The sequence below is a fragment of the Arenivirga flava genome (genome assembly GCF_030161575.1).
Lineage (GTDB): Bacteria > Actinomycetota > Actinomycetes > Actinomycetales > Microbacteriaceae > Arenivirga > Arenivirga flava.
Map to the genome: position 1 here is coordinate 2520359 of NZ_BSUL01000001.1, position 26470 is coordinate 2546828.

At 72.6% G+C, this 26470-nt stretch carries 26 protein-coding genes, 3 tRNA genes and 1 pseudogene; 19 read left to right on the forward strand and 11 right to left on the reverse strand.

Features of this window, described 5'->3' with window-relative positions:
• Positions 1 to 22: 22 nt before the first annotated feature.
• Genes QQK26_RS12165 through QQK26_RS12175 form a run of 3 tightly spaced genes read right to left on the reverse strand, consistent with a single transcriptional unit; the run spans position 23 to position 2703 of the window.
• Positions 23 to 664, reverse strand: a complete 642-nt coding sequence (locus QQK26_RS12165; protein ID WP_284233125.1) for a diguanylate cyclase — start codon at positions 662 to 664, stop codon at positions 23 to 25.
• Positions 665 to 714: 50 nt separating this feature from the next.
• On the reverse strand, positions 715 to 2187 hold the full coding sequence (gene cls, locus QQK26_RS12170) for a cardiolipin synthase (protein ID WP_431308006.1): 1473 nt from the start codon (positions 2185 to 2187) through the stop codon (positions 715 to 717).
• A gap of 27 nt (positions 2188 to 2214) precedes the next feature.
• Positions 2215 to 2703 carry a YajQ family cyclic di-GMP-binding protein gene (locus tag QQK26_RS12175; protein WP_284233127.1) on the reverse strand — a complete coding sequence of 163 codons (489 nt, stop codon included), beginning with the start codon at positions 2701 to 2703 and terminating at the stop codon, positions 2215 to 2217.
• A gap of 155 nt (positions 2704 to 2858) precedes the next feature.
• Between QQK26_RS12175 and QQK26_RS12180 the strand changes: the two genes are divergently transcribed.
• From QQK26_RS12180 to QQK26_RS12195, 4 genes are all read left to right on the forward strand, one after another.
• Positions 2859 to 2940: transfer RNA gene (locus tag QQK26_RS12180), tRNA-Tyr, on the forward strand.
• A gap of 91 nt (positions 2941 to 3031) precedes the next feature.
• Positions 3032 to 4444: an amino acid permease gene (locus QQK26_RS12185; protein ID WP_284233129.1), complete on the forward strand. Its 1413-nt coding sequence runs from the start codon at positions 3032 to 3034 to the stop codon at positions 4442 to 4444.
• Between the two features lies 1 nt (position 4445).
• Positions 4446 to 4793, forward strand: a complete 348-nt coding sequence (locus QQK26_RS12190) for a DUF4258 domain-containing protein (protein WP_284233131.1) — start codon at positions 4446 to 4448, stop codon at positions 4791 to 4793.
• A gap of 22 nt (positions 4794 to 4815) precedes the next feature.
• Positions 4816 to 5643, forward strand: a complete 828-nt coding sequence (locus QQK26_RS12195; protein WP_431308007.1) for an inositol monophosphatase family protein — start codon at positions 4816 to 4818, stop codon at positions 5641 to 5643.
• A gap of 188 nt (positions 5644 to 5831) precedes the next feature.
• Here the strand turns inward: QQK26_RS12195 and aztA are convergent, their stop codons facing one another.
• Complete coding sequence (gene aztA, locus QQK26_RS12200) at positions 5832 to 6596, reverse strand: zinc ABC transporter ATP-binding protein AztA (protein WP_284233136.1); 765 nt, start codon at positions 6594 to 6596, stop codon at positions 5832 to 5834.
• Between the two features lie 54 nt (positions 6597 to 6650).
• Between aztA and aztB the strand changes: the two genes are divergently transcribed.
• From aztB to QQK26_RS12225, 5 genes are all read left to right on the forward strand, one after another.
• Positions 6651 to 7517: a zinc ABC transporter permease AztB gene (aztB, locus tag QQK26_RS12205; RefSeq protein WP_284233138.1), complete on the forward strand. Its 867-nt coding sequence runs from the start codon at positions 6651 to 6653 to the stop codon at positions 7515 to 7517.
• Positions 7518 to 7995: 478 nt separating this feature from the next.
• Positions 7996 to 8865 (forward strand): hypothetical protein, encoded by an 870-nt coding sequence (locus QQK26_RS12210; protein ID WP_284233140.1) that lies wholly within the window; start codon positions 7996 to 7998, stop codon positions 8863 to 8865.
• A gap of 5 nt (positions 8866 to 8870) precedes the next feature.
• Positions 8871 to 9758, forward strand: a complete 888-nt coding sequence (gene aztC / locus QQK26_RS12215; protein WP_284235318.1) for a zinc ABC transporter substrate-binding protein AztC — start codon at positions 8871 to 8873, stop codon at positions 9756 to 9758.
• A gap of 35 nt (positions 9759 to 9793) precedes the next feature.
• Positions 9794 to 10987 carry a zinc metallochaperone AztD gene (aztD, locus tag QQK26_RS12220; protein ID WP_284233142.1) on the forward strand — a complete coding sequence of 398 codons (1194 nt, stop codon included), beginning with the start codon at positions 9794 to 9796 and terminating at the stop codon, positions 10985 to 10987.
• A gap of 213 nt (positions 10988 to 11200) precedes the next feature.
• A complete protein-coding gene (locus QQK26_RS12225; protein WP_284233144.1) occupies positions 11201 to 11929 on the forward strand; it encodes a DUF3800 domain-containing protein in 729 nt (242 codons plus the stop codon).
• A 108-nt stretch (positions 11930 to 12037) separates the two neighbouring features.
• Here QQK26_RS12225 and QQK26_RS12230 read toward each other — a convergent pair whose 3' ends face one another.
• On the reverse strand, positions 12038 to 13693 hold the full coding sequence (locus QQK26_RS12230) for a glycoside hydrolase family 13 protein (RefSeq protein ID WP_284233147.1): 1656 nt from the start codon (positions 13691 to 13693) through the stop codon (positions 12038 to 12040).
• Positions 13694 to 13740: 47 nt separating this feature from the next.
• On the opposite strand from QQK26_RS12230, the gene QQK26_RS12235 reads away from it, so the two are divergent.
• Entirely contained in the window at positions 13741 to 14439 is a 699-nt protein-coding gene (locus QQK26_RS12235; RefSeq protein ID WP_431308008.1) for a DnaJ family domain-containing protein, read from the forward strand.
• On the opposite strand, the gene QQK26_RS12240 is transcribed toward QQK26_RS12235, so the two are convergent.
• Entirely contained in the window at positions 14375 to 15403 is a 1029-nt protein-coding gene (locus QQK26_RS12240; RefSeq protein ID WP_284233150.1) for an ABC transporter substrate-binding protein, read from the reverse strand. The genes QQK26_RS12235 and QQK26_RS12240 overlap by 65 nt on opposite strands.
• A gap of 113 nt (positions 15404 to 15516) precedes the next feature.
• Between QQK26_RS12240 and QQK26_RS12245 the strand changes: the two genes are divergently transcribed.
• The 9 genes from QQK26_RS12245 (at position 15517) to QQK26_RS12285 (ending at position 21357) form a co-directional block, all read left to right on the forward strand.
• A tRNA-Thr gene (locus QQK26_RS12245) sits at positions 15517 to 15588 on the forward strand.
• A 39-nt stretch (positions 15589 to 15627) separates the two neighbouring features.
• Positions 15628 to 15701: transfer RNA gene (locus QQK26_RS12250), tRNA-Met, on the forward strand.
• A gap of 61 nt (positions 15702 to 15762) precedes the next feature.
• Positions 15763 to 16275, forward strand: a complete 513-nt coding sequence (locus QQK26_RS12255; RefSeq protein ID WP_284233151.1) for a flavin reductase family protein — start codon at positions 15763 to 15765, stop codon at positions 16273 to 16275.
• A gap of 366 nt (positions 16276 to 16641) precedes the next feature.
• Positions 16642 to 17082 (forward strand): FAS1-like dehydratase domain-containing protein, encoded by a 441-nt coding sequence (locus QQK26_RS12260; RefSeq protein WP_284235320.1) that lies wholly within the window; start codon positions 16642 to 16644, stop codon positions 17080 to 17082.
• Positions 17082 to 17507, forward strand: a complete 426-nt coding sequence (locus tag QQK26_RS12265; RefSeq protein WP_284233153.1) for a MaoC/PaaZ C-terminal domain-containing protein — start codon at positions 17082 to 17084, stop codon at positions 17505 to 17507. Before QQK26_RS12260 ends, QQK26_RS12265 begins: the two co-directional genes overlap by 1 nt.
• Positions 17492 to 18598, forward strand: a complete 1107-nt coding sequence (locus QQK26_RS12270; protein WP_284233155.1) for a UDP-N-acetylmuramate dehydrogenase — start codon at positions 17492 to 17494, stop codon at positions 18596 to 18598. Before QQK26_RS12265 ends, QQK26_RS12270 begins: the two co-directional genes overlap by 16 nt.
• A gap of 276 nt (positions 18599 to 18874) precedes the next feature.
• Positions 18875 to 19837, forward strand: coding sequence for an ATP-binding cassette domain-containing protein (locus tag QQK26_RS12275; RefSeq protein WP_284233157.1), 963 nt, complete (start codon positions 18875 to 18877; stop codon positions 19835 to 19837).
• Positions 19838 to 19848: 11 nt separating this feature from the next.
• Positions 19849 to 20604 carry an ABC transporter permease gene (locus QQK26_RS12280; protein ID WP_284233162.1) on the forward strand — a complete coding sequence of 252 codons (756 nt, stop codon included), beginning with the start codon at positions 19849 to 19851 and terminating at the stop codon, positions 20602 to 20604.
• A 21-nt stretch (positions 20605 to 20625) separates the two neighbouring features.
• A complete protein-coding gene (locus tag QQK26_RS12285; protein ID WP_284233164.1) occupies positions 20626 to 21357 on the forward strand; it encodes a DUF1684 domain-containing protein in 732 nt (243 codons plus the stop codon).
• Positions 21358 to 21420: 63 nt separating this feature from the next.
• Here QQK26_RS12285 and pgm read toward each other — a convergent pair whose 3' ends face one another.
• The 5 genes and pseudogenes from pgm to QQK26_RS12305 all read right to left on the reverse strand — a co-directional run.
• Positions 21421 to 23064 carry a phosphoglucomutase (alpha-D-glucose-1,6-bisphosphate-dependent) gene (pgm, locus tag QQK26_RS12290; RefSeq protein ID WP_284233166.1) on the reverse strand — a complete coding sequence of 548 codons (1644 nt, stop codon included), beginning with the start codon at positions 23062 to 23064 and terminating at the stop codon, positions 21421 to 21423.
• Positions 23065 to 23122: 58 nt separating this feature from the next.
• Entirely contained in the window at positions 23123 to 24445 is a 1323-nt protein-coding gene (locus QQK26_RS12295; RefSeq protein WP_284233168.1) for a hemolysin family protein, read from the reverse strand.
• 100 nt (positions 24446 to 24545) lie between these two features.
• Entirely contained in the window at positions 24546 to 25175 is a 630-nt protein-coding gene (locus tag QQK26_RS12300; protein WP_431308009.1) for a response regulator transcription factor, read from the reverse strand.
• The gene (locus QQK26_RS16530; RefSeq protein ID WP_431308010.1) at positions 25172 to 25588 is read right to left on the reverse strand and encodes a sensor histidine kinase; all 417 of its coding nucleotides are present in this window, start codon (positions 25586 to 25588) and stop codon (positions 25172 to 25174) included. The genes QQK26_RS12300 and QQK26_RS16530 overlap by 4 nt, the downstream gene beginning before the upstream one ends.
• A 140-nt stretch (positions 25589 to 25728) precedes the next feature.
• Positions 25729 to 26466, reverse strand: a pseudogene (locus QQK26_RS12305) (histidine kinase); the annotation flags it as partial.
• Between the last annotated feature and the right edge of the window lie 4 nt (positions 26467 to 26470).

The window sequence follows — 26470 nt, forward strand, 5'->3', positions numbered from 1 at the left end:
CTCCGGGGGCCGCCGTTCCGCGTCAGTACGGGGTCAGCCGTACGACGATGCCGGGCGACTGCCACTGGAGGGCCAGCTGCACCTGCGCACCTCGGCCCAGGCGTGCGCGCGCGTCGTCGAGCAGGGCCGCGGCGACGCTGCCGAGCAGCGCGTCGGCGTTCGCCGCGATCGCGAATCGGTGGCCCTGGTCGGACGGCTGGACCAGCAGGCCGCCCTCGCGGGCGCGCTCCACCGCCTCCGGCACGGCGCGCAGCGGCCGCACCATGCCGACACCGGAGACCGTCGCGATCGACACGCTCGTCACCGGGCCGCGGGGGCCGTCGGTCGAGCTGAGGCTCGCCGCCGGAGCGAGGGAGCGCAGGCGCTCGTGCAGCGCCGTGGTGTCGCCGTCCGCCGGTCCGCTGGGGGAGGGCCCCTCCTCCGCCTCGCGCAGCCGCACGAGCAGTTCGGCGCGCTCCTCGGTGAGCCTGGCGCTCTCGCGGGCGAGACGGTCGGCCTCCGCCCCGCGCTCGTCCGCCACCCGGCGCCAGTGGTCGCGATCCTGCTCGGTGGCCTCGACGCGCTGCTGCCGCACGCGCGCCTGCACGAGCGCAGCGGATGCGGTGGCGACGAGGAGCGCGCAGCTCGCGATCGCCGCGACGATCCACCATCCTTCGCCCGTCATGGCACGACAGTAACCCGCTCGGCAGGGGTTGAGGTGGCAGGGATGCTCAGCTATTGCACGCTGGCTGTGAGGCGCGCGACGTTGTCGAGCACCTGCACCGGGAACGGCCGCCCCAGCCACTCGTCGAGGGTGAGCTCGCGGCACTCGGCGCGGTAGGCGTCCTCGAGCTCGTGGAGCCGGCGGGCGAAGTCCGCTCCGCGCACCAGCACCGAGATCTCGAGGTTGAGGCTGAAGGAGCGCATGTCGAGATTGCTCGAGCCGATCACCGCGACCTCGTCGTCCACCGAGAAGTGCTTCGCGTGCAGGATCGTCGGCGCTCGGTAGAGCCAGATGCGCACGCCGGCCCGCAGCAGCGCCTCGTAGTAGGACCGCTGCGCGTGGAAGACGACGGGCTGGTCGCCGATCTCGCTGACGATGAGGTCGATCTCCACGCCGCGCTGCGCGGCGGTGGTCACCGCGTAGAGCATCGACTCGTCGGGCACGAAGTAGGGGCTGGTCAGCACGATGCGCTGCTGCGCGCTGTAGATCAGCGCGTTGAAGAGCCGCAGGTTGTTCTCGCCGTCGAAGCCCGGCCCGCTCGGCACCACCTGGCAGTCCAGCGACTGCGCCTTGCGCACCGAGGTCATCGGCTCGGTCTCGCGCAGCAGCAGCTCGTCGGTCTCGCTGTACCAGTCGGTGACGAAGAGCGCGTTGATGCCCGCCACGATCGGGCCCTCGAAGCGCACCATGAGGTCCTTCCAGGCGAGGCCGCGCTTGAGGTTGCCGGGCTTGTCGTAGCTCTTGTCGATCATGTTCTGCGAGCCCGTGTAGGCCACGATGCCGTCGATGACCAGCAGCTTGCGGTGGTTGCGCAGGTCGGGGCGCTGGTACTCGCCGCGCCACGGCCGCACCGGCAGCATGAGCTGCACCTGCGCACCGGTGCGCCGCAACCGGCGCATGGTCTGGCGGTACTTGGGGTACCGCCACGAGGCGATGTGATCGAGCAGGTACCGTACGGTCACGCCGCGCTGCACGGCCTCCTCGAGCGCCTGGAAGAAGGGCTCGGTCGTGTCGTCGAGGTGCGTGATGTAGAACTCGGCGTGCACGTAGCGCTTCGCCTCGCGCACCGCCTGCGTCATCGCCCGCAGCGAGGCGTCGTAGTCGGGCAGCAGCTCCGCGCTGTTGCCGCCGACCAGGGGCATCGCGCCCAGCTCGCGGTTGAGCGCGACGGCGCTCGCGAACCAGGCCGGGGGCGGGTCGTCGTCGCGCACCTTCTCGATGCCCTCGGTGGTCTCGAGGATGTACGCGTTGATGTCGCGCTGCTTCTCGCGCCGCCGCTTCGGCAGGTGGTTGCTGCCGAGCAGCGCGAAGAGCAGGAAGCCCACGGTGGGGATGAGGAAGATCGCGAGCAGCCAGGCCGTGGCGGTCTGCGGCCGCCGGTTGCGCGGCACCACGATGACGGCGACGACGCGCAGTGTCCAGTCGACGACCAGCAGCGCGATCGTGAGCGCCAGGCTCCAGTCCACGCCGCGCAGCCAGTCCACCCGATCGACCCCCTCAGCGCGCCGGGATCAGCGGAAGTTGATGAACTGCAGCGCCACGTCGAGGTCCTTGCCCTTGAGCAGCGCCATCGTGGCCTGGAGGTCGTCGCGGCTCTTCGACGTGACCCGCAGCTCGTCGCCCTGGATCTGGCTCTTCACGCTCTTGGGGCCCTCGTCGCGGATGATCTTCGAGATCTTCTTCGCGTCCTCGCTCGAGATGCCCTGCTTGAAGCTGGCCTCGATGCGGGTCTCCTTGCCGGAGGGGTAGGGCTCGCCGGCGTCGAGCGAGCGCAGCGAGATGCCGCGCTTGATGAGCTTCGCCTCGAACACCTCGAGGATCGCCTTCACGCGCTCCTCGGCGTTCGCCTTCATGAGCACCTTCTCACCGCTGAACTCGATCGAGGCGCCGACGTTCTTGAAGTCGTAGCGCTGCGCGATCTCCTTCTGGGCCTGGCTCAGTGCGTTCTGGGTCTCCATGGTGTCGACCTTGGAGACGATGTCGAAGGAGGAATCTGCCATGCCTCCGAGTCTACCGGGGCGCCCCCGCGCGTCCAGGCGGCTCCGACCGCGCACGCAGGGCCGAGCGGATGCGGTCGCCGTGGTCGTCGGCGCCCCGCGGATCGGGTACTGTGGTCCGGTGGCCAAGGCGGACTCCACTCCGCCCTGGCCCGACCGGCGAGTTACCCTAGCGGCCAAAGGGATCTGACTGTAAATCAGACGGCTCAGCCTTCGGGGGTTCGAATCCCTCACTCGCCACAGTGATCTCGCTCACCGAGCTCCTGTGCACGAAGCCCCGCCTCGAGCGGGGCTTCGTCGTTTCCCGCATCCGTCTCCGAATGGACCCGTCATGCCGCTCCGCAGCCTGCTGCGCACCATCCCCATCGAGCCGTCCCCCGAGGGCGAGAAGGGCGGACTGCAGCGCCGGATGGGCACCATCCCGCTCATGATGCTCGGCATCGGCGCCACGGTGGGCACCGGCGTGTTCTTCGTCATGCACGAGGCCGTGCCGGCGGCGGGCCCGGCGACCGTGCTCGCCTTCCTGCTCGCCGCCCTCGCGGCCGGGCTCTCGGCCCTCTGCTACGCCGAGATGGCCTCGGCCGTGCCGGCGAGCGGCTCGACGTACACCTACGCCTACGCGACGCTCGGCGAGCTCGCCGCCGTGATCGTGGCGGCCTGCCTGCTGCTCGAGTACGGGGTCTCGACCGCCGCCGTGGCGGTCGGCTGGAGCGGCTACCTCAACCTGCTGCTCGACAACACGGTCGGTGTCTCCTTCCCGGCGATCCTGTCGGCGAACCCCTGGGACAGCACGCCGGGCATCCTCAACCTGCCGGCCGTCCTCCTCGTGCTGCTCTGCGCGCTGCTGCTCATCCGCGGCGTCTCCGAGTCGGCGAAGGTCAACACGGCCATGGTCGTCATCAAGGTCGCCGTGCTGGTGCTCTTCGGCGCCGTCGCGTTCACCGGCTTCCAGGCCGACAACTTCGCCGACTTCGCCCCGTTCGGCGCCGCCGGCGTGACCGCGGCGGCCGGCACGATCTTCTTCACCTTCATCGGTCTCGACGCGGTCTCGACGGCGGGTGGCGAGGCGAAGGACCCGCGACGCAGCCTGCCGCGCGCGATCCTCGGCGCGCTCGCCGTCGTCACGGCGCTCTACCTGTTCGTGGCCGTCGCGGCCATCGGCAGCCAGCCCTGGCAGGCCTTCTCCGACCCGGAGCAGCAGAGCGTGGGCCTCGCGGTGATCATCGAGAACATCACCGGTGCCGCCTGGCCCGGCACCCTGCTCGCGCTCGGCGCGGTGATCTCGATCTTCTCGGTCACCCTCGTCGTCATGTACGGCCAGACCCGCGTGCTCTACTCGATGGGCCGCGACGGTCTCGTGCCCGGCTTCTTCGCGCGGGTGAACCAGCGCACCGGCACCCCGGTGAACACCACGATCGTCGTCGCGGTGGCGGTCGGGCTGCTCGCCGCCTTCGTGCCGCTCGGCGGGCTCTGGGACCTCGTGTCGATCGGCACCCTCGTGGCGTTCATCGTGGTCGCCGTCTCGGTGCTCGTGCTGCGGCGCAAGCGCCCCGACCTGCCGCGCGGCTTCCGCGTGCCGTTCGGCCCGGTCATCCCGGTGCTGTCGATCATCACCTGCCTCGTGGTGCTCTCGGGCCTCGGGCTCGTGACCTACGCGTGGTTCGGCGCGTGGGTCGGAGCGGCACTGCTGTACTACGCGCTGTGGGGCCGCAAGTCGGCCGCGCGGGCCCGCGCGCGGGACTGACGTGCCCGACCGGCTCGCCGGGTTCGACCCGCTGCTCCTGCTGGCCGTCGCGGCCCTGGTGTCGCTCGCGGCGCTCGTCGCGGTGCTCCGGCGGGCGCGTCGACGTCGGCTGCCGCGGCGGTGGACCCGCCACATCGAGCAGCGGATGCGCCAGCGCCGCATCGCGCGCGCCGACGTCGAGCGCGTGGTCGCAAATCCCGCCCGCGTCACCCGCGACCGCGACGAGCGCAGCGTGCGCCTCGACGGCCGGGTCGGCGGCCGTCCGCTCAAGGTGTGGGTCGCGGAGCCGTGGCCGCCGCGGCGCGAGATCGTGCTGAAGTCCGCGGCCTGGGGCGACGTCGACGGCTGACGCGCCACCGGCGCGTGTGAGGATGGGCGGCGCCGTGCATCCGATCGAAGGAGCCCCCGTGAGCCACGACCACCTGATCGAGCTGGCGACCTCCGTCGCCGTGGGGGCCGGCGAGCTGGCGCTGGCGCGGCGCCGGGCCGGCGTGACCGTCGCGGCCACGAAGTCGAGCGCCGAGGACATCGTCACCGAGGCCGACCGCGAGGTCGAGGCCCTCATCCGCTCGCGCATCGCCGCCGCGCGGCCCGACGACGGCTTCCTCGGCGAGGAGGGCGACGAGGCCGAGAGCCGCACCGGCCTCACCTGGGTGGTCGACCCGATCGACGGCACCGTCAACTACTTCTACGACCGGCCCGCCTGGTCGGTGAGCGTCGCGCTCGTCGAGGGCGACCCGCGGGCCGGTGGCCGCGCCGTGGTGGGCGCCGTGTTCAACCCCGTCGGCGGTGAGCTCTTCCGCGCCTCCCGCGGCGGCGGCGCGTGGCTGGGGGAGCGGCGGCTGCAGGTCAACGCCGACGTTCCCCTCGAGCTGGCCCTCGTCGCGACCGGCTACGCCTACCAGGCCGAGACGCGCATCCGCCAGGCGTCCATCGTGGAGGGCGTGATCGGCCGCGTGCGCGACGCCCGCCGCATCGGCAGCGCCGCGCTCGAGCTCTGCGACGTGGCCGCGGGCCGCACCGACGTGTACTACGAGAACGAGCTGAGCCCGTGGGACTACGCGGCCGGCGCGCTCATCGTCGAGGAGGCGGGCGGCAGCTTCGACATCCATCCCAGCGACGGCATGGCGTTCATGGTCGCCGGCGAGCCCGCCCTGGCGGAGCGGCTGCGCGCGCTGCTCGTCGAGCTCGGGCAGTAGCGCCGGGCGCCATTCGTCCGGGCGCGGCTGCGCGGGTGTGAAGCAGTACCGGGGCGACGATGCGGTACCGCGTTCGGTGCTGCGCTGTCGTTCGGGTACTGCCGAGCGGATGGGAGGCCCGGCGGTGGGGCGCCGAGCGGACGGGTGCTCCGAGCGCATGCGCGGATGAGGCGATCCGCCACACCGGCTCAGCCCGCCAGCACGCCGTCCTCGAGCCGCAGCACGCGGTCGGCGGCGGCGAGCAGCTCGGGCTCGTGGGAGACCGCGAGCACGGCGACGCCGCGGCGCGCCTCCTCGCGCAGCACGGCGAGCACGGCGGCGCGCTGCTCGGCGTCGAGGCCGGTGGTCGGCTCGTCGAGCAGCAGCAGCTCGGCGCCGCGGGCCAGGCCCTGCGCCAGCAGCACGCGCTGGCGCTGGCCGCCGGAGAGCTCGGCGAACGGCCGCGCGGCGAGGCCGTGCATGCCGACCCGGGCGAGGGCGTCGTCGACGAGCAGCCGCTCGATCGCGCGACGGCGCAGCAGCGGGGCGCGCTGCGCCCAGGCGCCGATGGCTGCGACGTCGCGCACGGTCACGGGCAGCCGGTCGGGCGCGGCGCTGCGCTGCGGCACGAAGGCGTGCGCGTCGACGGCCAGCTCCACGCTGCCGCCGCTCGGCGCGAGCACGCCGGCCAGCGCCTCGAGCAGGGTCGACTTGCCGGCGCCGTTCGGTCCGGCGATGACGGTGAGCGCGCCGCGCGGCACGCGCAGGTCGATGCCGCGCAGCACCTCGCGACCGCCGAGGTCGACGCGGAGGGCGCGGGCGGTGACCGCATCCGCTCGTCCGACGGCGGCCCGGTCCGCGGCATCGGGATCGGAGCGGCGCGCGGCAGCGCGCTCTGCGGCGTCGCGCTCTGCGGCGTCGCCGAAGCCGGCGTCGCGCGCGGCGTCCGGTGAGACGGATGAACGGAACGGCACGTCCCCACCATAGCATTTGATAATCGTTATCAGTTAACGCTACGGTCGCTCCTCGTGACCTGGCTCCTCGATCCGCTCTCCCTCGACTTCGTGCTGCGTGCCCTCATCGGCGGCGCGCTCGTGGCCGCGATCTGCGGCGTCGTGGGCACCTGGGTGGTCATCCGCGGCATGGCGTTCCTGGGGGAGGCGCTCGCCCACGGCATGCTGCCCGGCGTCGCGCTCGCCACGCTGCTGGGCGCGCCCGTGCTGCTCGGCGCCGCGGTGAGCGCGGCCGCCATGAGCTTCGGCATCGGCGCCGTGCAGCGCCGCGCGAAGCTCTCGTACGACACGAGCATCGGCATGCTCTTCGTCGGCATGCTCGCGCTCGGGGTGATCGTCATCTCGCACTCGGCGAGCTTCGCGACCGACGCCACGGCCATCCTGTTCGGCGACATCCTCGCCATCTCGACGGCCGACGTCGTGCAGCTCGCCGTCGCGCTGCTCGTCACCCTCGCGGTCGCGGCGCTCTGCCACCGCGCGCTCGTCGCCGAGGCCTTCGACCCTCGGGTGGCGAGCGTCCTGAGGCTGCGGCCGCGGCTCGCCCGGGTCGCGCTCGTCGGGCTCGTCACGATCGCGGTCGTGGCCTCGTACCAGGCGGTCGGCTCGCTGCTCGTCGTGGGCCTGCTGCTCGCGCCCGCCGTGGCCGCCGGGCACTGGACCCGTCGCATCCCGGCCACCATGGCGCTCGCCGCGATCATCGGCGCGGCCGCCGTGCTCGTGGGACTGCTCGTCTCCTGGCACGCGGGCACCGCTGCGGGCGCCTCGATCGCGGCCGTCGCCATCCTCGGCGCCGGCGTCTCCGGGGCGCTGCGCGCGGCGCTCGCGGCGGTGCGACGCCGTTCGACTCCGCTCCGGGATGCGGGGGTGCCCGCCGTGGCCTGACCCGCGCCCGCCCGCGCCCGCCCGTCCGCCCCCGAATGCATCGAGTTGCCGCATATGGCTGCCTCGAGTCCGTCGAAGCAGCCATACGCGGCAACTCGACGCGGCGGACGGCGTCGAGGGCCCGCATCCGCTCCAACCCACCGCCCCTGAAAGGCACCATGCTCCACCGCACGACCCTGCTGATCCCGGCCATCGCCCTGGTCGCCCTCACGGGCTGCGCGGGCTCCGCCGAGCCCGTCGAGACCCCCGAGCCCACCGACGGCGCCGGCCACGGCGCCGTCGCCGGTGCGGCCGAGGTGAGCGAGCCGCAGCTGCACCTCACGACCATCGACCCCGCGGGGTCGGTGTCGCAGCTCGACCTGCTCGACGAGTCGGTCACCGAGATCGGCGCCATCGAGCCCGCGAGCGCGATGACCACCGACGGGCGCTACCTCTTCGCGAGCGGATCGGAGGGGGTCACCGTCGTCGACAGCGGCATGTGGACCTGGGATCACGTCGACCACTTCCACTACTACCGGGCGACCCCGAGCATCGTCGGCACCGTGCCGGGGAGGGTGACGCGGTCGTCGCGACCACGAACCTCTCGACCACCGGATCGACCGGCCTGTTCTTCGCGGAGAGCGGTGAGGCCGTGCTGCTCGACACCGAGGCGCTGTCGAAGGGCGAGATCGTGGAGCGCTTCCGACGCGAGCTCGACCCGCAGGCCGGCGTGCTGGCGCCCATCGGCTCGCACGCGGTGCTCGCCGCCGACGGGCTCGCGCGGGTGCTCGACGAGGACGGCGAGCCGAGCGGCGCCGAGGCGGCCTGCATCGACCCGGAGGGCACCATCGCCACCAGGGTCGGCGTCGTGATCGGCTGCGCGGACGGCGCACTGCTCGCCACCGCCGACGGCGACGACGTGACCCTCGAGGCGATCGCCTACCCGGACGGCGCGGAACGCGCGACGAGCTTCGCGAACCGCGAGGGGCGGCCGACCGCAGCCGCCCTCGCGGGCGACCGGGGCATCTGGCTGCTCGACACCCGCGAGCGCAGCTGGACCCTGCTGCCCGCACCCGCGCCGCTCGTGCAGGTCACCGCCGTGGACGACGACGCGGAGCACGTGCTCGCGCTCGCCGCCGACGGACGGGTGCTCGTGCTCGACGGCAGCGGCGCGCAGCTCGCCGCCACGGAGCCGCTCGTCGACGCGTCCCAGCCCGGCGTCGCGCTCATCGCCGATCAGCAGCGCGCGTACCTCGCGGCGCCCGCCGAGCAGCGCCTCGTGGAGATCGACTTCGCCGACGGCGCGCGCATCGCGCGCACGTTCGAGACGCCGACCGAGCCCGCCTTCACGGCGCTGACGGGGCGGTGACCGGCATGCGCATCCGCTCCTCCGTGGCCCTCGGCGTCGCCGGTCTGCTCGCGCTCTCCGGCTGCGGTGCCGTCGCCGGCGACGACCGGCCGCTGGTGGTCGTGACGACGAACATCCTCGGCGACGTGGTCGGCGAGCTCGTCGGCGATCAGGCCGAGGTGATGACCCTCATGAGGCCGAACGCCGACCCGCATTCCTTCGAGATCTCGGCGCAGGAGGCGGCCCGTCTGCGCAGCGCCGACCTGCTCGTCTCGAACGGGCTCGGACTCGAGGAGGGCCTGCAGCAGCACCTCGACGCGGCCGACGACGTCGAGCAGTTCGTCGCGGGCGACGCGATCGAGGTGCTGGACTATGCCGAGGGCGACGCCGCGGGCCAGCCCGACTCGCACTTCTGGACCGACCCGCAGCGGATGCTCGACGTCGTCGACGCGCTGGTGCCCGTGCTGCAGGATCTCGGCATCGCCGACCCGGACCCGCAGTACCGCGCGGCGATCGAGCAGCTCGACGCCGAGATGACCGAGGCCTTCGCCGGCATCCCGGACGACCGCCGCGCGCTCGTCACCAACCACCACGTCTTCGGCTACCTCGCCCAGCGCTTCGACTTCGACGTGATCGGGGCGATCATCCCCGGCGGCACGACGCTCGCCGCGCCCAGCGCATCCGATCTGGCCTCGCTCGTCGGCGCGGTGGAGGAGGCGGGCGTGCCCGCGATCTTCGCCGAGTCGTCGTCGCCCGACCGCCTCGCCCGAGCGCTCGCCGAGGAGGCGGACGTGCACGTCGAGGTCGTGGAGCTGTTCACGGAGTCGCTGACCGAGGCGGATGGCGGCGCCCCCGACTACCTGACCATGATGCGCGTCAACACCGAGCGCATCACCACCGGGCTCTCGTCCTGAGACCCCGAAACCCACTGGAAAGAGAAGGACACAGCATGCGCGCACAGCAACTGCGACGGGCCGGATTCCTGGCCCTCGCGACCGGAGCGGTATTCGGCCTGGCGGCCTGCAGCAGCACGGCCACCGGCGGCACCGGCGACGGCGAGGCGGCCGGCGCCCGGGTCGCGATCTCCGTGCCGAACGGCATCGTCGTGCTCGACGGCGAGACCCTCGAGGTGGTCGACGAGTTCGACACCGAGGAGTTCACCCGCCTCAACCCGGCCGGCGACGGCCGCGGCGTGATGGTGACGATGAGCGAGGGCTTCCAGGTGCTCGACACCGCGGCGGGCACCACCGGCGCGGCCGAGCTCACCGACCTCGTGTTCGAGGCCGACACCGCCGGCCACGTCGTGAGCCACGGCGGCAAGACCGTGCTCTACGCCGACGGCACGAGCGACTCGACGATCTTCGACACCGAGGACCTCTTCGCGGGCGAGGCGCTGCCCGAGACCGAGACGATCCCCGGCGAGGAGGCGCACCACGGCGTCTCGGTCGTGCTCGAGGACGGCTCGTTCCTGACGACCCGCGGCAACGCCGACGGGCGCAGCACCGTCGAGGTGCTCGACGCGGACGGCGAGCGGATCGCGATCAGCGACCAGTGCCCGGGCGTCCACGGCGAGGGCACCGCCGAGGGCGAGGCCGTCGTGTTCGGCTGCGAGAACGGCGCGATCCTCGTCAAGGACGGCGCGATCACCAAGCTCGACGCCCCGGACCAGCCGTACGGCCGGATGGGCAACGCCTACGTCAGCGAGACCAGCCCGTTGATCGTCGGCGACTACAAGCACGACCCGGACGCCGAGGGCTACCTGCTGCACGAGGTCGTCGTCATCGACACCGAGGCCGAGACGTACGAGGTCACCGCCCTGCCGGAGGGCGTCGAGTACACCTTCCGCGACGTCGCGCGCGGCCCGGGCGACCTGGCCTACATCCTCGCCACCGACGGCTCGATCCACGTCTTCGACCCCGCCACGGGCGAGCTGACGGACGAGTTCCCGGTCATCGGGGCGTGGGAGGGCCCGGCCGAGTGGCAGGACGCCCACCCCGCCATCAAGATCGACGGCGACATCGCCTACGTGACCGAGCCGGCCACCGACGAGGTGCACGCCGTCGACCTCACCACCGGCGAGGTCGTCGCGAGCGTGACGCTCGACGCGGCGCCGAACGAGATCGCGGTGGCCTCGGGCCGCTGATCCACCGCATCCGCTCGTCCGGCTCCACGGCCGAGCGGATGCGCGGCAGTACCGAGACAACACGGCAGTACCGGTACCGGTACTGCCGTGTCGTGCGCATACTGCCGAGCGGATGCACGGAGGGCCGGGGCGTATCGCCCCGGCCCTGTCGTGCGGGGCGGAGCTCGTTCCCGTGCTCGTAGGCTGATCGAATCAAGGGCCGGGGAGGGGTCGATGCTGATCACCTATGTCGACGAGTCGGAACGTGGCCGACAGATTTACTTCATCGGCGCGCTCACGGTGGACACCGCCGCTGCAGTGGCGATCGAGGAGAGTCTCGACGGGATCGTCATGGAAGCGTCGGGTGCCTGGCCTGCTCTCTCGCCGGAGGCCGAGCTGCACGGGCGTGACGTATTCCAAGGTGAAGCAGATTGGGCCGGAGTGCCGCCGCGTCTTCGAGCGAACGTCTGCGTGCAGGCGATCGAAGCGATCGCAGCATCAGGCGCACGATTCGTCATCCGCGGCACAGACCGACCAGCTCTGCTGAGGAAGTACCCGGAACCGCATCCGATTCACGAGTTGACCTTGTCGCATGCGTTGGGAAGGGTGAACGGACTTCTGCTCGATCGCGAGAGTGCGCTGGAACGCACACTCGTCATCGCTGATGAGCACCACGCGGCGGAGGACAGCCGCAGGCGTTTCAAGCAGATCCGACGGCTTTCGGGTGATGGCTACTCGCAGGAGCCGCTGACGCAGCTGATCGACACGGTCTACTTCGGTCCTTCGCATCACAGCCGCCTGCTGCAGGCGTCCGACATGGCCACCTTCTTCAGCAACCGGATCTTGACCATGCAGGAGAGCGACCCCCGGTCGGCGTCCACGATGTCGACGATCGACTCGCTGCTGCTGAGGTTCACCGATCAGCGTTACATCTGGGTCCCGAAGGCTGAGACGCCCGGTTAAGCACGAAACCCTCGCGTCAGCGAGGGTTTCGGCGGCTGCGGAGGCCTTTCGGCATCCTGCAGAGTCAAGCTAACACCCGGAGCCGACATTCGGCCGGACGGCCTGGGTCTACGGCGTCGCGATCCACACCGTCGTGTCGCTGGGCAGCCCTGCGCGCGAGATCTCGCCGGAGCAGAGCAGCGTCTCGCCGGCGGGCAGCGCCACCGGCTCCTCGCCGAGGTTGGCGATCACGGTGACGTCGCCGTTGCGGAACGCGAGCACCGACGGTCCGTAGCCGCCCAGCCACTCGAGCGAGCCGTGGCCGAGCGCGTGGGCGCGGCGCACGCTGAGCGCGCGGCGGTAGAGCTCGAGCGTCGAACCCGCCCTGCCCTCCTGCAGGTCCCTGGACATCTCGCGGTACCCGGCCGGCTGCGGCAGCCAGCTCGCGCCGGTCGCGTTGAAGCCGTAGGCCGGCGCATCCGCCTCCCACGGGATCGGCACGCGGCAGCCGTCGCGGCCGTAGCGCTCGCCGCCGGTGCGGAACCAGGTCGGGTCCTGCCGCGCCTCGTCGGGCAGGTCGATGGCCTCGGGCAGCCCGAGCTCCTCGCCCTGGTAGAGGTACGCGCTGCCCGGCAGGGCGAGCATGAGCATGGTCGCGGCGCGGGCGCGGCGCAGGCCGAGCAGCGGCTCGGGCAGCCCCTTCGACTTGGGCCCGATGCCGTCGCCCTGCGGATTCTCGGCCGTCAGGGCCAGCCGCGAGGCGTGCCGCACCACGTCGTGGTTCGAGAGCACCCAGGTGCTCGGCGCACCGACCGAGCCGAACGCGGCCAGCGAGTCGTCGATCACGGTGCGCTGCGCATCCGCCGTCCACGGGGTCTCGAGGTAGGCGAAGTTGAAGGTCTGGTGCATCTCGTCCGGGCGCACCCAGTCGGCCAGCTTCGCGAGCGGGTCGACCCAGGCCTCGCCGGCGAGCATCCGATCGCCCTCGTAGCCGTTCAGCAGCTCGCGCCACTCGCGGAAGATCGGATGCACGCCCGGCTGCGCCCAGTACGGCGGCGTCTCGCCCGCCTCCTGGCCCCCGCCCATGCTGCCGGCCTCGGCCGGCGGCGTGTAGTCGGGCAGCCCGTCGGCCTTGATCATGCCGTGCGCCACATCGACCCGGAAGCCGTCGACGCCGCGGTCGAGCCAGAAGCGCAGCACGTCGAGGAACTGCTCCTGCACCTCGCGGTTCGACCAGTCGAAGTCGGGCTGGCTGGTGTCGAAGAGGTGCAGGTACCACTGGCCTGGCGCGCCGTCGGCCTCGGTGATGCGGGTCCACGCGGGGCCGCCGAAGACCGACTGCCAGTTGTTGGGCGGCACGCTGCCGTCGGCGCCCAGGCCGTCGCGGAAGAGGTAGCGGGCGCGCTCCGGGGAGCCCGGGGCCGCCGCGAGGGCCTCCTGGAACCAGCGGTGCTGATCGCTCGAGTGGTTCGGCACCAGGTCGACGATGATGCGCAGCCCCAGCTCGGTGGCCTCGGCGCGCAGCGCGTCGAAGTCGGCGAGCGTGCCGAAGAGCGGATCGATGTCGCAGTAGTCGGCGACGTCGTAGCCGGCGTCCTTCTGCGGCGAGCGGAAGAACGGCGAGAACCAGACCGCATCCACTCCCAGCCGGGCGAGGGCCGGCAGGCGGGTCGTGATGCCCGCGAGGTCGCCGATGCCGTCGCCGTCCCCGTCCGCGAAGGAACGGGGGTAGACCTGGTAGATCACTGCGGAGCGCCACCATTCGGCGCCGAGGGTTGTGGTCATGGGGCCACGCTATCGACGGGCCCCTGCGAGTGCGAGAGGAGCGGCGGATGGAGGACTCGTCATTGCGCGCCTGGCGCTACCGCCTGCGACGCGACGACCCGACGGCGGCCGGCGAGGAGGCCGAGGAGCGGACGGCGGATGCGGGCGCACCCGGCATCGAGGCCCGCGCCGCCTACGTCGAGACGGTGATCCAGCAGGCGATCCGCCGCGGCGACTTCGACAACCTGCGCGGTGCCGGCAGACCGCTGGAGGGTCTCGACCGCGGGCACGACCCGGACTGGTGGATCCGCCGCAAGATCGAGAGCGAGCGCATCACCGGCCTCGGACCGCCCGCGATCCTGCTGCGCACCGAGGACGCGGAGCTCGACGACCGGCTCGACCGCCTGCACCGCGAGGGCGAGGTGCGCGAGGCGCTCGAGGACTTCAACCGCCGCATCGTCGACGCCCGCCGCCAGCTGCTCGGCGGCCCGCCCGTCGTCACGCCGCTGCGCGACGTGCCGTCCGAGCTGGCCGCCTGGCGCGCGCGTCGCGAGGAGCGGCAGCGGGCCGTCTCCGAGCGGGTCGAGACCGAGCGGATGCGCTGGGCGGCCATGACGCCGAGGGAGCGCCGCGCGGCCCGCCGGGCGGGGAGCGGCCGCCGGTCTGAGGGGCGGGGCCGCCCGCATCCGCTCCGCCTGCCGCTCAACCGAGCGCGTCGACGATGCGGTCCTGCGCGAGCCGCGCCGCGACGGGCCCGGCGTTCATGAAGAACGGGTCGAGGTCGACCTCGACGGCGCTCCCGCCGCGCACCGCCCCGAGCGACGGCCACAGCGGCGCCTCCAGCAGCGCCGCGGCTCCGTCGCCTTCCACGGCGTAGAACAGCCAGTCCGCATCCGCCGCCTGCAGCTGCTCCGGGCTGAGGTCCTGCGAGGTCTCGTCGAAGCGCTGCGACTCGGGGCGGCCGAGGCCCAGGTCCTCGGCGATGCCGCCGGTGAAGGAGGGCAGCCCCATGATGCGCATGCGCAGCCCCGCGGACTGCAGGAAGGAGACGGTCGGGGCGTCGTCGAGTCCTGCCGCGAAGGCGTCGGCGTCGCGATGCAGGCCGTCGAGCACGTCCTGCGCGTCGCCCTCCATGCCGAGGGCGTCCGCGAGCAGCAGGAAGTCGCTCTTCCAGTTCACGCCGTTGCCCAGCGTGACGACGGTCGGCGCGATCGTGGAGAGCCGGTCGAACAGCTCGGCGCCCCGCACCGAGTTGATGAGGATGAGGTCCGGCTCGGATGCGGCGATCGCCTCGAGCGACGGCTCGGTGCGCTCGCCGATGTCCTCGAGGTCGTCGAGCGCCTCGGCCCGCTCGGGGAAGGCCTCCGCCAGGTATGCGGGCACCAGGGCGCTCGCCTCCGCTCGGGTGGCGGCGACCGGCACCGTGCCGAGCGCGAGCAGCGCATCGAGCTGGCCGGTCGAGACGACCGCGATGCGCTTCGGCGCGGTCTCGAGCTTGGTGCTGCCCGCGTCGTGCTCCACGGTGCGCGGGAAGGCGCCGTCCGGCTCCGACGCCCCCATCCCCTCGGCCATCTCGCGCGCGACGACGTGCTCGCCGGCGCTGCCGGCCTCGGCGTCGGGAGCGGAGGCGGTCGGCGTCCCGGAGGGCTGCGCGGAGGCGCTGCATCCGCTCGTGAGGAAGGCGAGGGCAGTGGCGACGACGAGCAGGCGGCGAAGAGGGGTGGAGCTCATGAGGCAAGGCTAACCTCATCCGGTCCCGGCGGCGTTCGCGTGGCATCGAGCGCTCCGATCCCGTGCTAGTCTCTCCTGGTGCCTCGGGCGCGGGTCATCCGCGCGTAGGTCACGCCCCGATAGCTCAGTGGTAGAGCACTTCCATGGTAAGGAAGGGGTCGTCAGTTCAATCCTGACTCGGGGCTCAGGCTTCACCCCGGCGGTTCCGCCGAGGCGCTGCCCGTGGCGGGATAGCTCAGTTGGTTAGAGCACACGACTCATAATCGTGAGGTCGCGGGTTCAAGTCCCGCTCCCGCTACAGATCATGAAAGCGGCTCCTCGGAGCCGCTTTCGTTGTTCCGGCATGGAATGCGGAGCGGATGAGGGGCGTTGCGACCAGCGTGATCGCAGACCTCGCCGAGCAGTTCAAGACCGCCTTCCGCGCGCATCCCGCGGGCGTCGCCGTCGTCGCCGCTCGCGATGCCGAGGGACCGGTGGGGCTCACCGCCTCGAGCGTCTCGTCGGTGTCGGTCGAGCCGGCAGCGCTCGTCTTCTCGGTGACCCGCGCGCGAGGATCGGCGGGCCGGGTGCTCGCGGCCGAGGAGATCACCGTCAACCTGCTGACGACGGCCGACGTCGGCACCGCCAAGTCGTTCGCGGTCTCGGGTGCCGAGCGCTTCACCGCCGCCGAGCAGTGGCGGGACCTCGACGGGCTGCCCTGGCTGGCGAGCGCGGGCTCGGCCCTGCGGTGCCGGCCGATCACGACCCACCGGGTCGGCGACTCCACCGTCGTCGTGGCCGAGGTGCTCGAGGTGCTGGCGCAGAACGCCGGCGAACCGCTCGTCTACCACGACCGCGCCTTCCACCGGCTGTCGGACGACTCGCTGCTCTGAGTTCATCGCTGCGCCGCCGCTCCTGCGGCGCAGCCCCTGCGGTGCCGCCCCCTGCGGTGCCGCCCCCTGCGGCGCCGGTCCTGCGGCGCCGTGCTTCCGCGGGCCGAGTCCCCAGCCGCGGGTTGGGGCGCTTCGGCGACATCGGGGCATGCGTGCGCGCGCCCCGACGTCGCGGAGCCGCCCCAAAGCGGTGACGGGCGGCTGTGAGCCCGAGCGGATGCGCGCCCCGATGTCGCCGAGGCGCCCGAGTCAGCCCGCCGCAGCCGACCGCCGCGGACGCGCCGAGCAGCCCGCCTGCTGACCCCGAGCGGATGCGCGGGCCCCGCCGCGTAGGATCGTCGGGTGCCAGCCAACCCCGACAGCGCCGTGAACCCCGAGATCCAGGGCCGCACCTACCCGGCCACCGAGCCGTACCTGGTGGGCCGCGAGAAGGTGCGCGAGTTCGCCCGCGCCGTGCTCGCCACGAGTCCGCTCTCGCTCGATCCGGCGGCCGCGCAGGCCGCGGGCTTCGCCGACGTGATCGCGCCGCCGACCTTCCCGGTCGTCGTGCAGGAGCACTCCCTCGCGCAGCTGCTGGCCGATCCCGAGGCGCGGATCGACTTCAGCCGCGTCGTGCACGGCGACCAGCGCTTCAGCTACAGCCGCCCGATCGTCGCCGGCGACGAGCTCACCGCGACCCTCACGGTCACGAGCGTCAAGAGCCTCGGCGGCAACTCGATGGTCACCGCCGAGTCGGCGATCGTCGACGCCTCCGGCGCCCACGTCGTGACCGCCATCTCGACCCTCGTCGTGCGAGGAGAGGACTGATGAGCACCCTGCAGAACCTCGAGAAGGGCCAGGTCGTCGCCGAGGCGACCTTCACGCTCGGCCGCGACACGCTCGTGCGCTACGCCGGCGCCTCCGGCGACTTCAACCCCATCCACTACCGCGACGACGTCGCCGCCTCCGTCGGGCTGCCGGGCGTGCTCGCCCACGGCATGCTGACGATGGGCTTCGCCGTGCAGCCGGTCGTCGACTGGCTGGGCGCGGACGGCTACGTCAGCGACTACCAGGTGCGCTTCACGCGGCCCGTGGTCGTCGACCCGGCCGAGGGCGCATCCGTCACGGTCACCGCGACGGTCGGCGCCGTGAACGACGACGGCACCGCGCGCATCGACCTCAAGGTCGTCGTCGGCGAGCAGACCGTGCTCGGCAAGTCGCAGGCCGTGGTGTCGCCGTGGCCCGGAGCCTGAGCGACCTCACCACCCTGCGCGTCGGCGGCGAGCCGCGGCTGCTGCTCGAGCCGGCGACGCGCGACGAGATCGTCGAGTCCGCCCTCGAGACGTGGGGCTCGGGCGAAGAGTGGCTGCTGCTCGGTGGCGGCTCGAACACCGTGATGGCGGATGAGGGATTCGACGGCACGGTCATCCGCATCCGCTCGTCCGGCATCGCCGAGATCGAGAGCGGATCGGAAGCAGTGCGCCTGCGCGTCGAGGCCGGGCACGACTGGGATGCGCTGGTCGCGCACACCGTGCAGCTCGGGCTGAGCGGGATGGAGGCGCTGAGCGGCATCCCCGGATCGGTCGGCGCCGCGCCCGTGCAGAACATCGGCGCCTACGGGCAGGAGGTGGCCGAGACGCTCGTGGCGATCGACTTCCTCGACTACCTGAGCGGCGACGTGGTGCGGCTCTCGCGTGACGAGCTCGAGCTCGGCTACCGCTGGAGCGCGCTCAAGGCCGGCCGGCAGGGCGTTGTGCTCGCGGTCGAGTTCGACCTGACCCCGGGCGGGGCCGCGCCGGTGCGCTACGCGCAGCTCGCCAACGCCCTCGGCGTCGAACTGGGCACCCCGGTCGACCCGGCGGAGACGCGGGAGGCCGTGCTGCGGCTGCGCGCGTCGAAGGGCATGGTGCTGGATGCGGCCGATCCCGACACCGCGAGCGCGGGCAGCTTCTTCACGAACCCGATCGTCAGCGCGGCGTTCGCGGCCGACCTGCCGGAGGGGGCTCCGCGGTTCCCGGTGGACCCCGCATCCGCTCCGGTCGACCGCATCGTGCCGCTCGACGGCTCGGGCGGCTCGCTGCAGGTCGACCCGGTGCCGCGCGAGCTGCCGCAGGTGAAGCTCAGCGCCGCGTGGCTCATCGAGCACGCCGGCATCTCCCGCGGCTTCCGGCTGCCGGGCTCGGGCGCGGCGATCAGCTCGAAGCACACGCTCGCGCTCACCAACCAGGGCGGCGCGACCGCGTCGCAGGTGGCGGAGCTGGCGCGCTACGTGCAGACCCGCGTGCTGGCCGAGTTCGGCGTAATCCTGCATCCCGAGCCCGTGCTGGTGGGGGTCTCGCTGTAACCGCCGGGCCCGCCCCGCCCGCCCGACCTCGCCCTGCCCTGCCCTGATGCGGAATGCAGTGGATGCGCCGAGATGGTGTGCGGTCCGCACTGCGAGGACGGGCGAGACCGGCTGAGGCACTGCGTTCGGCATCGAGCGGATGTGCGGACGAGTGGGCGAGCGGACGCGCGGCCCCGGGCCCGCCGGCCCGGGCGCGCGCCCGAACCGGCGGGTGACGGCGTCGGTGGTGCGGAGTACGCTCCGAGCAGGTTGCCGACTCCCACCCCGAGGAGACCCATGATCCACGCGCGCGGGCTCTCCCGCACCTTCGATACCAAGCACGGCCGCGAGAAGAAGCAGGTGCAGGCGGTGCAGGGCGTCGACCTCGACGTCGAGGCCGGCGAGATCGTCGGGTTCCTCGGCCCGAACGGCGCCGGCAAGACCACCACGCTGCGCATGCTCACGACGCTGCTCAAACCCACCGCCGGCACCGCCACGGTGGCCGGATTCGACGTGGCGACGCAGCCCGTCGACGTGCGCCGCAGCATCGGCTACGTCTCGCAGTCGGGCTCGACGAGCCCGGAGGCGCTGGCCGGCGAGGAGATCGTCGACCACGGCATGCTCTACGGCGTCGGCAAGCAGCAGGCGGAGCGCCGCGGTCGCGAGCTCTTCGAGCAGCTCGACCTCGACGGGCTCTGGACCCGCCAGCCGCGCACCCTCTCCGGCGGCCAGCGCCGCCGCCTCGACATCGCCATGGGGCTCGTCCACGACCCCGGCCTGGTGTTCCTCGACGAGCCCACCACGGGCCTCGACCCGCAGGCGCGCGCCAACCTCTGGACCCACATCTCGGCGTTGCGCTCCGAGCGCGGCAGCACCGTCTTCCTCACCACGCACTACCTCGACGAGGCGGATGCGCTCTGCGACCGCATCCTCGTCATCGATCACGGCGAGATCGTGGCCAGCGACACACCCGAGTCGCTCAAGCGCCAGGTCGCCGGCGACCTCATCGAGCTCATCGTCCTCTCCGCCGATCAGGTCGCCCCGGCAGCGGCGAGGCTCTCCGCGCTGGCGGGAGCGGATGCGGAGGTCGCCGACCGCACGGTGAGCGTGCGCGTGCCCCGCGCCGGCACCGAGCTGCCGGGCCTGCTGCGGTCCCTGGACGCGGACGGCATCGCGCTCGAGTCGATCGAGGTGCGCCGCCCCACGCTCGACGACGTCTTCCTCGAACTCACCGGACGCTCGCTGCGCGAGCACGCCTGAGAGGCGCGACCATGACCTTCCTGCGCGAGACGTCCATCGTCTTCAACCGCCAGCTGCGCATGAACCTGCGCAACCCCGCCTGGGTGATCATCGGCCTCATGCAGCCGGTGCTCTACCTGGCGCTCTTCGGCCCGCTGCTCGAGAGCTTCGCCCCGATGCTCGGCACCGACAACGCCTACATGGTGTTCGTGCCCGGCCTGCTCATCCAGCTCGGCATCTTCGGCGCGCTCTTCGCCGGCTTCAGCCTCATCTCCGAGTGGCGCTCGGGCGTCATCGAGGCCGAGCGGGTCACCCCGGCCAGCCGCACCGCGCTGCTGCTGGGCCGTGTGCTGCGCGACTCGGTGCAGCTCGCCGTGCAGGGCATCGTGCTCATCGCGCTCGGTTTCGCCTTCGGCCTGCGAGGTTCGATCGGCGGCATGCTGATCGGCCTGCTCATCACGATCGCCCTCGGCACGGCCTGCGCCTCGGCGTCGAACGCCCTCGCGCTGACGACCAAGAGCGAGGACGTCATGGCCCCGCTCATCAACTCGGTGGCGCTGCCGGTGCTGCTGCTCTCGGGCATCCTCATCCCCATGTCGGTGGGCCCGCAGTGGCTGCAGACGATCAGCGATTTCGTGCCCACCAAGCACATCGTCGAGGCGGTACGCGCGGTCTTCGCGGGCGACTTCGCGAACGGCGTCGTCTACTGGGGCATCGGCTGGACCGCGGTGCTCGTGGCGCTCGGCCTCTGGGCCGGCACGCGTACGTTCCGCAAGGAGAACGCCTGATCGGCGCCCTAGCCTGAGGGCATGAGCACCGCTGCACCGTCACTCGAACGCTGGGAGTCCTGGCGCGCCGCACGCTGGCGCTGGGTGAGCGCGTCACACGGCCCCGCGGCCCTGCTGACGACCGAGTGGCTCACCGCCGAGCCGCGCGCGATCGACGGGCTGCCCGGAGTCTGGTCGGCCGTCGGCGGCGCCGCGCGCAGCGACGCCGGCATCGAGGTCGCACCCGGGCAGGAGGTGCCGCACGGCGACGCGGTGCTGCGCGTGATCGAGCGCGACGGTGCGGTGGGCCTGCGGGTCTTCGATCCCGCATCCGCTCGCCGTGCCGCCCTGACCGCGCTCGAGGCGTTCCCGTACGACGAGCGCTGGCTCGTGCCGGGCCGCTTCGTGCCGGCGCCCGACGGCGCCACGCGTGTGGTCGAGTCGGTCGACGGCTACCGCGCCGAGAGGCCGCACGCGGGCGCGGTCGAGGCTCGCATCGGCGATGAGGACGCCTCGCTCGTCGTCAGCCAGGCGGCTGACGGCACGCTCAGCGCGGTGGTGCGCGACGGCACGAGCGGTGTCGAGTCGTACCGCTTCCGCTTCGTGCCGATCAGCGCGCCGGACGCGGATGGGAACGTCGTCATCGACTTCACCCGCGCCTTCTCGCCGCCCTGCTCCTTCAGCGACTGGTTCGTCTGCCCGCTGCCGGCGCCGTCGAACATCCTCGCCACCCGCATCGAGGCCGGCGAGCACGCACCGCGCTTCGCGGCGTAGCGCCGCCGACCGAACGATGAGGGGACCGGATGCGCGCATCCGGTCCCCTCCGCAGTCACGAGGTCACGCCAGCGCGGCGCCCACCACCTCGCGGGCCTCGGCCAGCACCTGCTGCAGGTGCTCGGGGCCCTGGAACGACTCGGCGTAGATCTTGTAGACGTCCTCGGTGCCCGAGGGGCGCGCGGCGAACCACGCGCTCTCGGTCGTGACCTTGAGGCCGCCGATCTTCGCGCCGTTGCCCGGCGCCTCTGTCAGCTTGCCGGTGATGGTCTCGCCGGCCAGGGTCGTGGCGGTCACCTGCTCGCCGCTGAGCTTGCCGAGCTTCGCCTTCTCCTCGCGGGTGGCGGGGGCGTCGACGCGCGAGTAGGACGGGTCGCCGAACTGCTCGGTGAGCCCGCGGTAGAGCTCCGACGGGGTCGAGCCGGTGACGGCGGTGATCTCGCTCGCCAGCAGGGCGAGGATGATGCCGTCCTTGTCGGTCGACCAGACGCGGCCGTCCTTGCGCAGGAACGACGCTCCGGCGCTCTCCTCGCCGCCGAAGCCCACGGAGCCGTCGAGCAGGCCCGGTACGAAGAACTTGAAGCCGACCGGCACCTCGAGCAGCGTGCGGCCGAGCGAGCCCGCGACCCGATCGATCATGGCGCTGGAGACGAGGGTCTTGCCGACCGCCGCATCCGCTCGCCATCCCTCGCGGTTGCGGTAGAGGTAGTCGATCGCCACGGCCAGGTAGTGGTTCGGGTTCATCAGGCCGTCGCGGGTGACGATGCCGTGGCGGTCGCTGTCGGCGTCGTTGCCGGTGGCGATGTCGTACTCGGCGCCGCCGGTCATGCGCGTGATGAGCGAGGCCATGGCGTTGGGGCTGGAGCAGTCCATGCGGATCTTGCCGTCCCAGTCGAGCGTCATGAACGGGAAGCTCGGGTCGACCTCGGGGTTGAGCACGGTGAGGTCGAGGCGGTGGCGCTCGGCGATGGCGGCCCAGAAGTCGACGGCCGCGCCGCCGAGGGGATCGGCGCCGATGCGGATGCCCGCGTCGCGGATCGCGTCGAGGTCGAGCACCGAGGGCAGGTCGTCGACGTAGGTGCCGAGGAAGTCGTAGCCGTGGGTGGCGCCCTGCGCCTGCGAGAACGGCACGCGCCGCACACCGGCGAGGCCGGCCTCGAGCAGCTCGTTGGCGCGGTTCGCGATCCAGCCGGTGGCGTCGCTGTCGGCGGGCCCGCCGTGCGGCGGGTTGTACTTGAAGCCGCCGTCGCGGGGCGGGTTGTGGCTGGGGGTGACGACGATGCCGTCCACCTGGCGTCCGGCGGGCGCGGCGCCGCCCGGGCCGAGCCGCAGGATGGCGTGCGAGACCGCGGGGGTCGGCGTCCAGCTCTCGCGGTCGTCGACGAGCACCTCGACGCCGTTGGCGACGAGCACCTCGATCGCGGTGCGCCAGGCGGGCTCGCTGAGCGCGTGGGTGTCGCGGCCGATGAGCAGCGGACCCGTGATGCCCTGCGACGACCGGTACTCGACGATCGCCTGCGTCGTCGCGGCGATGTGCGCGTCGTTGAAGGCGCCGTCGAGGGCGCTGCCCCGGTGCCCGGAGGTGCCGAAGGCCACCCGCTGCGCGGGGTCGGAGAGGTCGGGCTGGATGTCGTAGTAGGCGCTCAGCAGGGCGTCGACGTCGATGAGGTCGCTGGGCTGGGCGAGCTGGCCGGCACGAGGATGCATGGCACGATCCTGCCAGCATCCGCTCCGCCGCGGCGCCGCCTCGTGGCCGACGTTCGGGCTACGCCCCCGCGGCGTCCTCCTCCGCGACCCGCTCGCGCACGGCGACCCGCTCGATGCGGTGGCCGTCGACCTCGATCACCTCGAGCAGGTGCCCCTCGAGCTCGATCGCATCGCCGGGCTTCGCGAGCTGGCCGAGGTGCTCGAGCACGAGACCGGCGACCGTGTCGTAGCGGCCCTCGGGCAGCTCTGCGCCCAGCATGTTCGCGAGCTCGTCGGCCGCGAGCCCGCCGTCGACCTCGAGCACGTCGCCGCGGCGCAGGCTCGAGTCCTCCGGGTCGCGGTCCCGGTCGTACTCGTCGTAGATCTCACCGACCAGCTCCTCGACGAGATCCTCCATCGTGACGATGCCGTCGGTGCCGCCGTACTCGTCGATGACGACGGCGATGTGGTTGCCCTCGCTGCGCATGCGATGCAGGGCGTCGAGCACGGTGTTGCTGGCGGGCAGGGCGAGGATGGGGCGCAGCAGCGTCTCCACGGCCGTCGTCTCGGTGGTTTCGGGCCGGTCGGCGGATGCGGCCATGAGATCGCGCACGTGCACGAAGCCGCGCACGTGATCGGCGTCGTGGTCGATGAGCGGGAACCGCGAGTAGCCGAGCTGCAGGCTGAGCCGGTAGACCTCGGCGATGCTGGAGCGCTGCTCGACGAACGTGACGTCCGGCCGAGGGCGCATGACCTCGCTGATGCGGCGGTCGCTCGCGCGGAAGACATCGGTGAGCAGCAGCTTGCGCTGCTCGGGCAGGTGCTCGTTGCTGTCGATCATGTGCCGCACCTCCTCCTCCGTCACCTGGTCGCTGGCGGCGTGTGGGTCGCTGCCGAGCAGGCGCACCACGAGGTTCGTCGAGACGGAGAGCAGCCAGATGGCCGGGCGCATGAGCGTGGCCAGGGCGTTGAGCGGAGGCGCCAGCACCTTCGTGAAGGCCACCGGGTGCTGCATGGCGAGGCGCTTGGGCACGAGTTCGCCGAAGACCAGCGAGAAGTACGCGATGACGAGGGTGAGGCCGATGAAGGCGGTCGTGCCGGCCGCGCTCGCCGACAGCCCCCATCCCTCCAGCACCGGGGTGATGCTTGGTGCGATGGTCGAGGCGCCGTAGGCGGAGGAGAAGAAGCCGGCCAGGGTGACGCCGATCTGCACGGCGGAGAGGAAGCGGTTCGGATTGCCGACGAGCGCGGCGATGCGGGCCCCGCCCTTGCCGCCCTGCTCGATCGCCTTGACCTGCGACTCCCGCAGGCTGACGATGGCCAGCTCGGTGCCCGCGAAGACACCGCCGATCAGGATGAAGAGGAGGACGAGGGCGATGTCGACGAGTGTTCCAGGCTCCATGCGCAGCGACGCTACCGGCATCCGCTTCGGGAACGCCCCCAAGCACTCAGCGAGCGCCGTGCGGTCAGCGAGCGCCGAGCGGCCAGCGCGCGCCGAGCGCTCAGCGCTGCAGCAGCCCCAGCTCCATCGCCCGGGTCACCGCCCGCGTGCGGTCGCGCACGCCGAGCTTGTCGAAGACGTGCCCGAGGTGGCTCTTCACGGTCGCCTCGCCCAGGAACAGCCGTTCGGCGATCTCGGGGTTGCTGAGCCCGTCGGCGACCAGCGCCAGCACCTCGCGTTCGCGCGGCGAGAGCGAGGGCGTCGAACCGCGGTCGGCCATGCCGCGCACGAGGCTGGCGGCGAGTGCCGGCGCCAGGGCCGTGCCGCCCTGCGCGACGGCGCGCACACCGGCCACGATCTCCTCGGGCGGAGCGGCCTTCAGCAGGTAGCCGCTGGCCCCGGCCTCGATGGCGCGCAGGATGCTGTCGTCGGTCTCGTAGGTCGTCAGCACCAGCACGCGCACGGTCGGCGAGGACGAGCGGATGCGGGCGGTCGCCGCGTCGCCGTCCAGTCGCGGCATGCGCAGATCCATCACCACGACGTCGGGCCGCAGCGCGTCGGACATGGCGACCGCCTGCTCGCCGTCCGCCGCCTCGCCGACGACCTTGATGCCGGGCTCGGCGGCGAGCAGCCCGGCGATGCCGGCGCGCACGACGGGATGGTCGTCGGCCACGAGCACGCGCAGGGTCACGGGGTCGATCCTGCCCGTGTCGCTGTGCTTCGGGGCGTGTTGGCGACGTTGGGGCGTGCGCCCGCATGCCCCAACGTCGCCGAGGCACCCCAAACCTGGTCGCGGGCAGCCCCGGAGCCGTCCTCATCTCGGTGATCTGCGTGCTGCACTCCCGTCGGTAGCCAGGCCGCGAGCTCCGTGCCGCGCGCCCCGCTGGTCACCTCGAGCCGGCCGCCCGCGAGGGCCAGGCGCTCCCGCATGCCGGCCAGTCCGAATCCGCTGGTCGGGGCGTCGGGATCGAAGCCGGAGCCGTCGTCGGCGACCACCAGGCGCACGCCGCCGTCGCGTTCGGCGATGCGCAGCCGCATCCGCTGGGCGCCCGCGTGCTTGCGGGCGTTGGCGAGGCCCTCCTGCGCCACGCGCAGCAGCACCACCTCGAGGTCGCGCGGCAGGGCCGGGGAGCGCCCTCGACCTCGACGTCCAGGCCCGTCTCGCGCGCGAAGCGGTCGGCCAGGCGATCGAGCGCCGGCCCGAGCCCCGCGTCGATGCCGAGCGGAGCGGATGCGGCCACGAGCGCGCGGGTCTCGTCGAGGGCGCGGCGCGCGGACTCCTCGAGCAGCGCCAACGCGTCGGCCGGATCGGCCTCGCGGCGCGCCCGTTGGGCGAGCAGCACGACGCCGGTGAGGTCCTGCGCGATGGTGTCGTGCAACTCGCGGGCCCAGCGCTCGCGCTCGCCGGTGGCGCCGGCCTCGCGGCTCAGCGCGGCGACCTCGGCCTGGGCGCGCTGCAGCTCGTCGACCAGGGCGGCGCGCTCGGCGCTGATCTCGTGGACGCGACTGATCCACAGACCGAAGGCGATCGAGAACGTGAGCGAGAGGCCCTGCACGATCGCGATCTGCGTGAAGGTCTCCGCCCGCCAACCGAGGCTCGCTGCGTAGCCGATCGTGACAGCGGCGACGACCGCGACGTTGGCGATGAGCGCTTTCCGCACCCCGTCGACCAGCGACCATGCGAGCGGCAGAGCGATGCTCTGCACGACCGCGAGACCGGGGTAGCCGGCCGTGATCAGGCCGCTCGCGACGACCGTCGCCGCGACGAGTGCGACGCCGCGGCGTTCGTCGGAGAAGGCGCGCCGGTAGCCCACCAGCCAGGCGGTCAGCAGCAGCGCGATCCCGCTCAGACCCACGGCCAGATGCGCTGTGCTGAATGCCGATGGCAGCAGCACGGCGGTCATCAGCGCGCTCAGGCCGATCACGGCGACATGCCACCAGCGCGAGTACGGCATCGGGTCTCCTCCTGCTCCGATTTCCATCGTC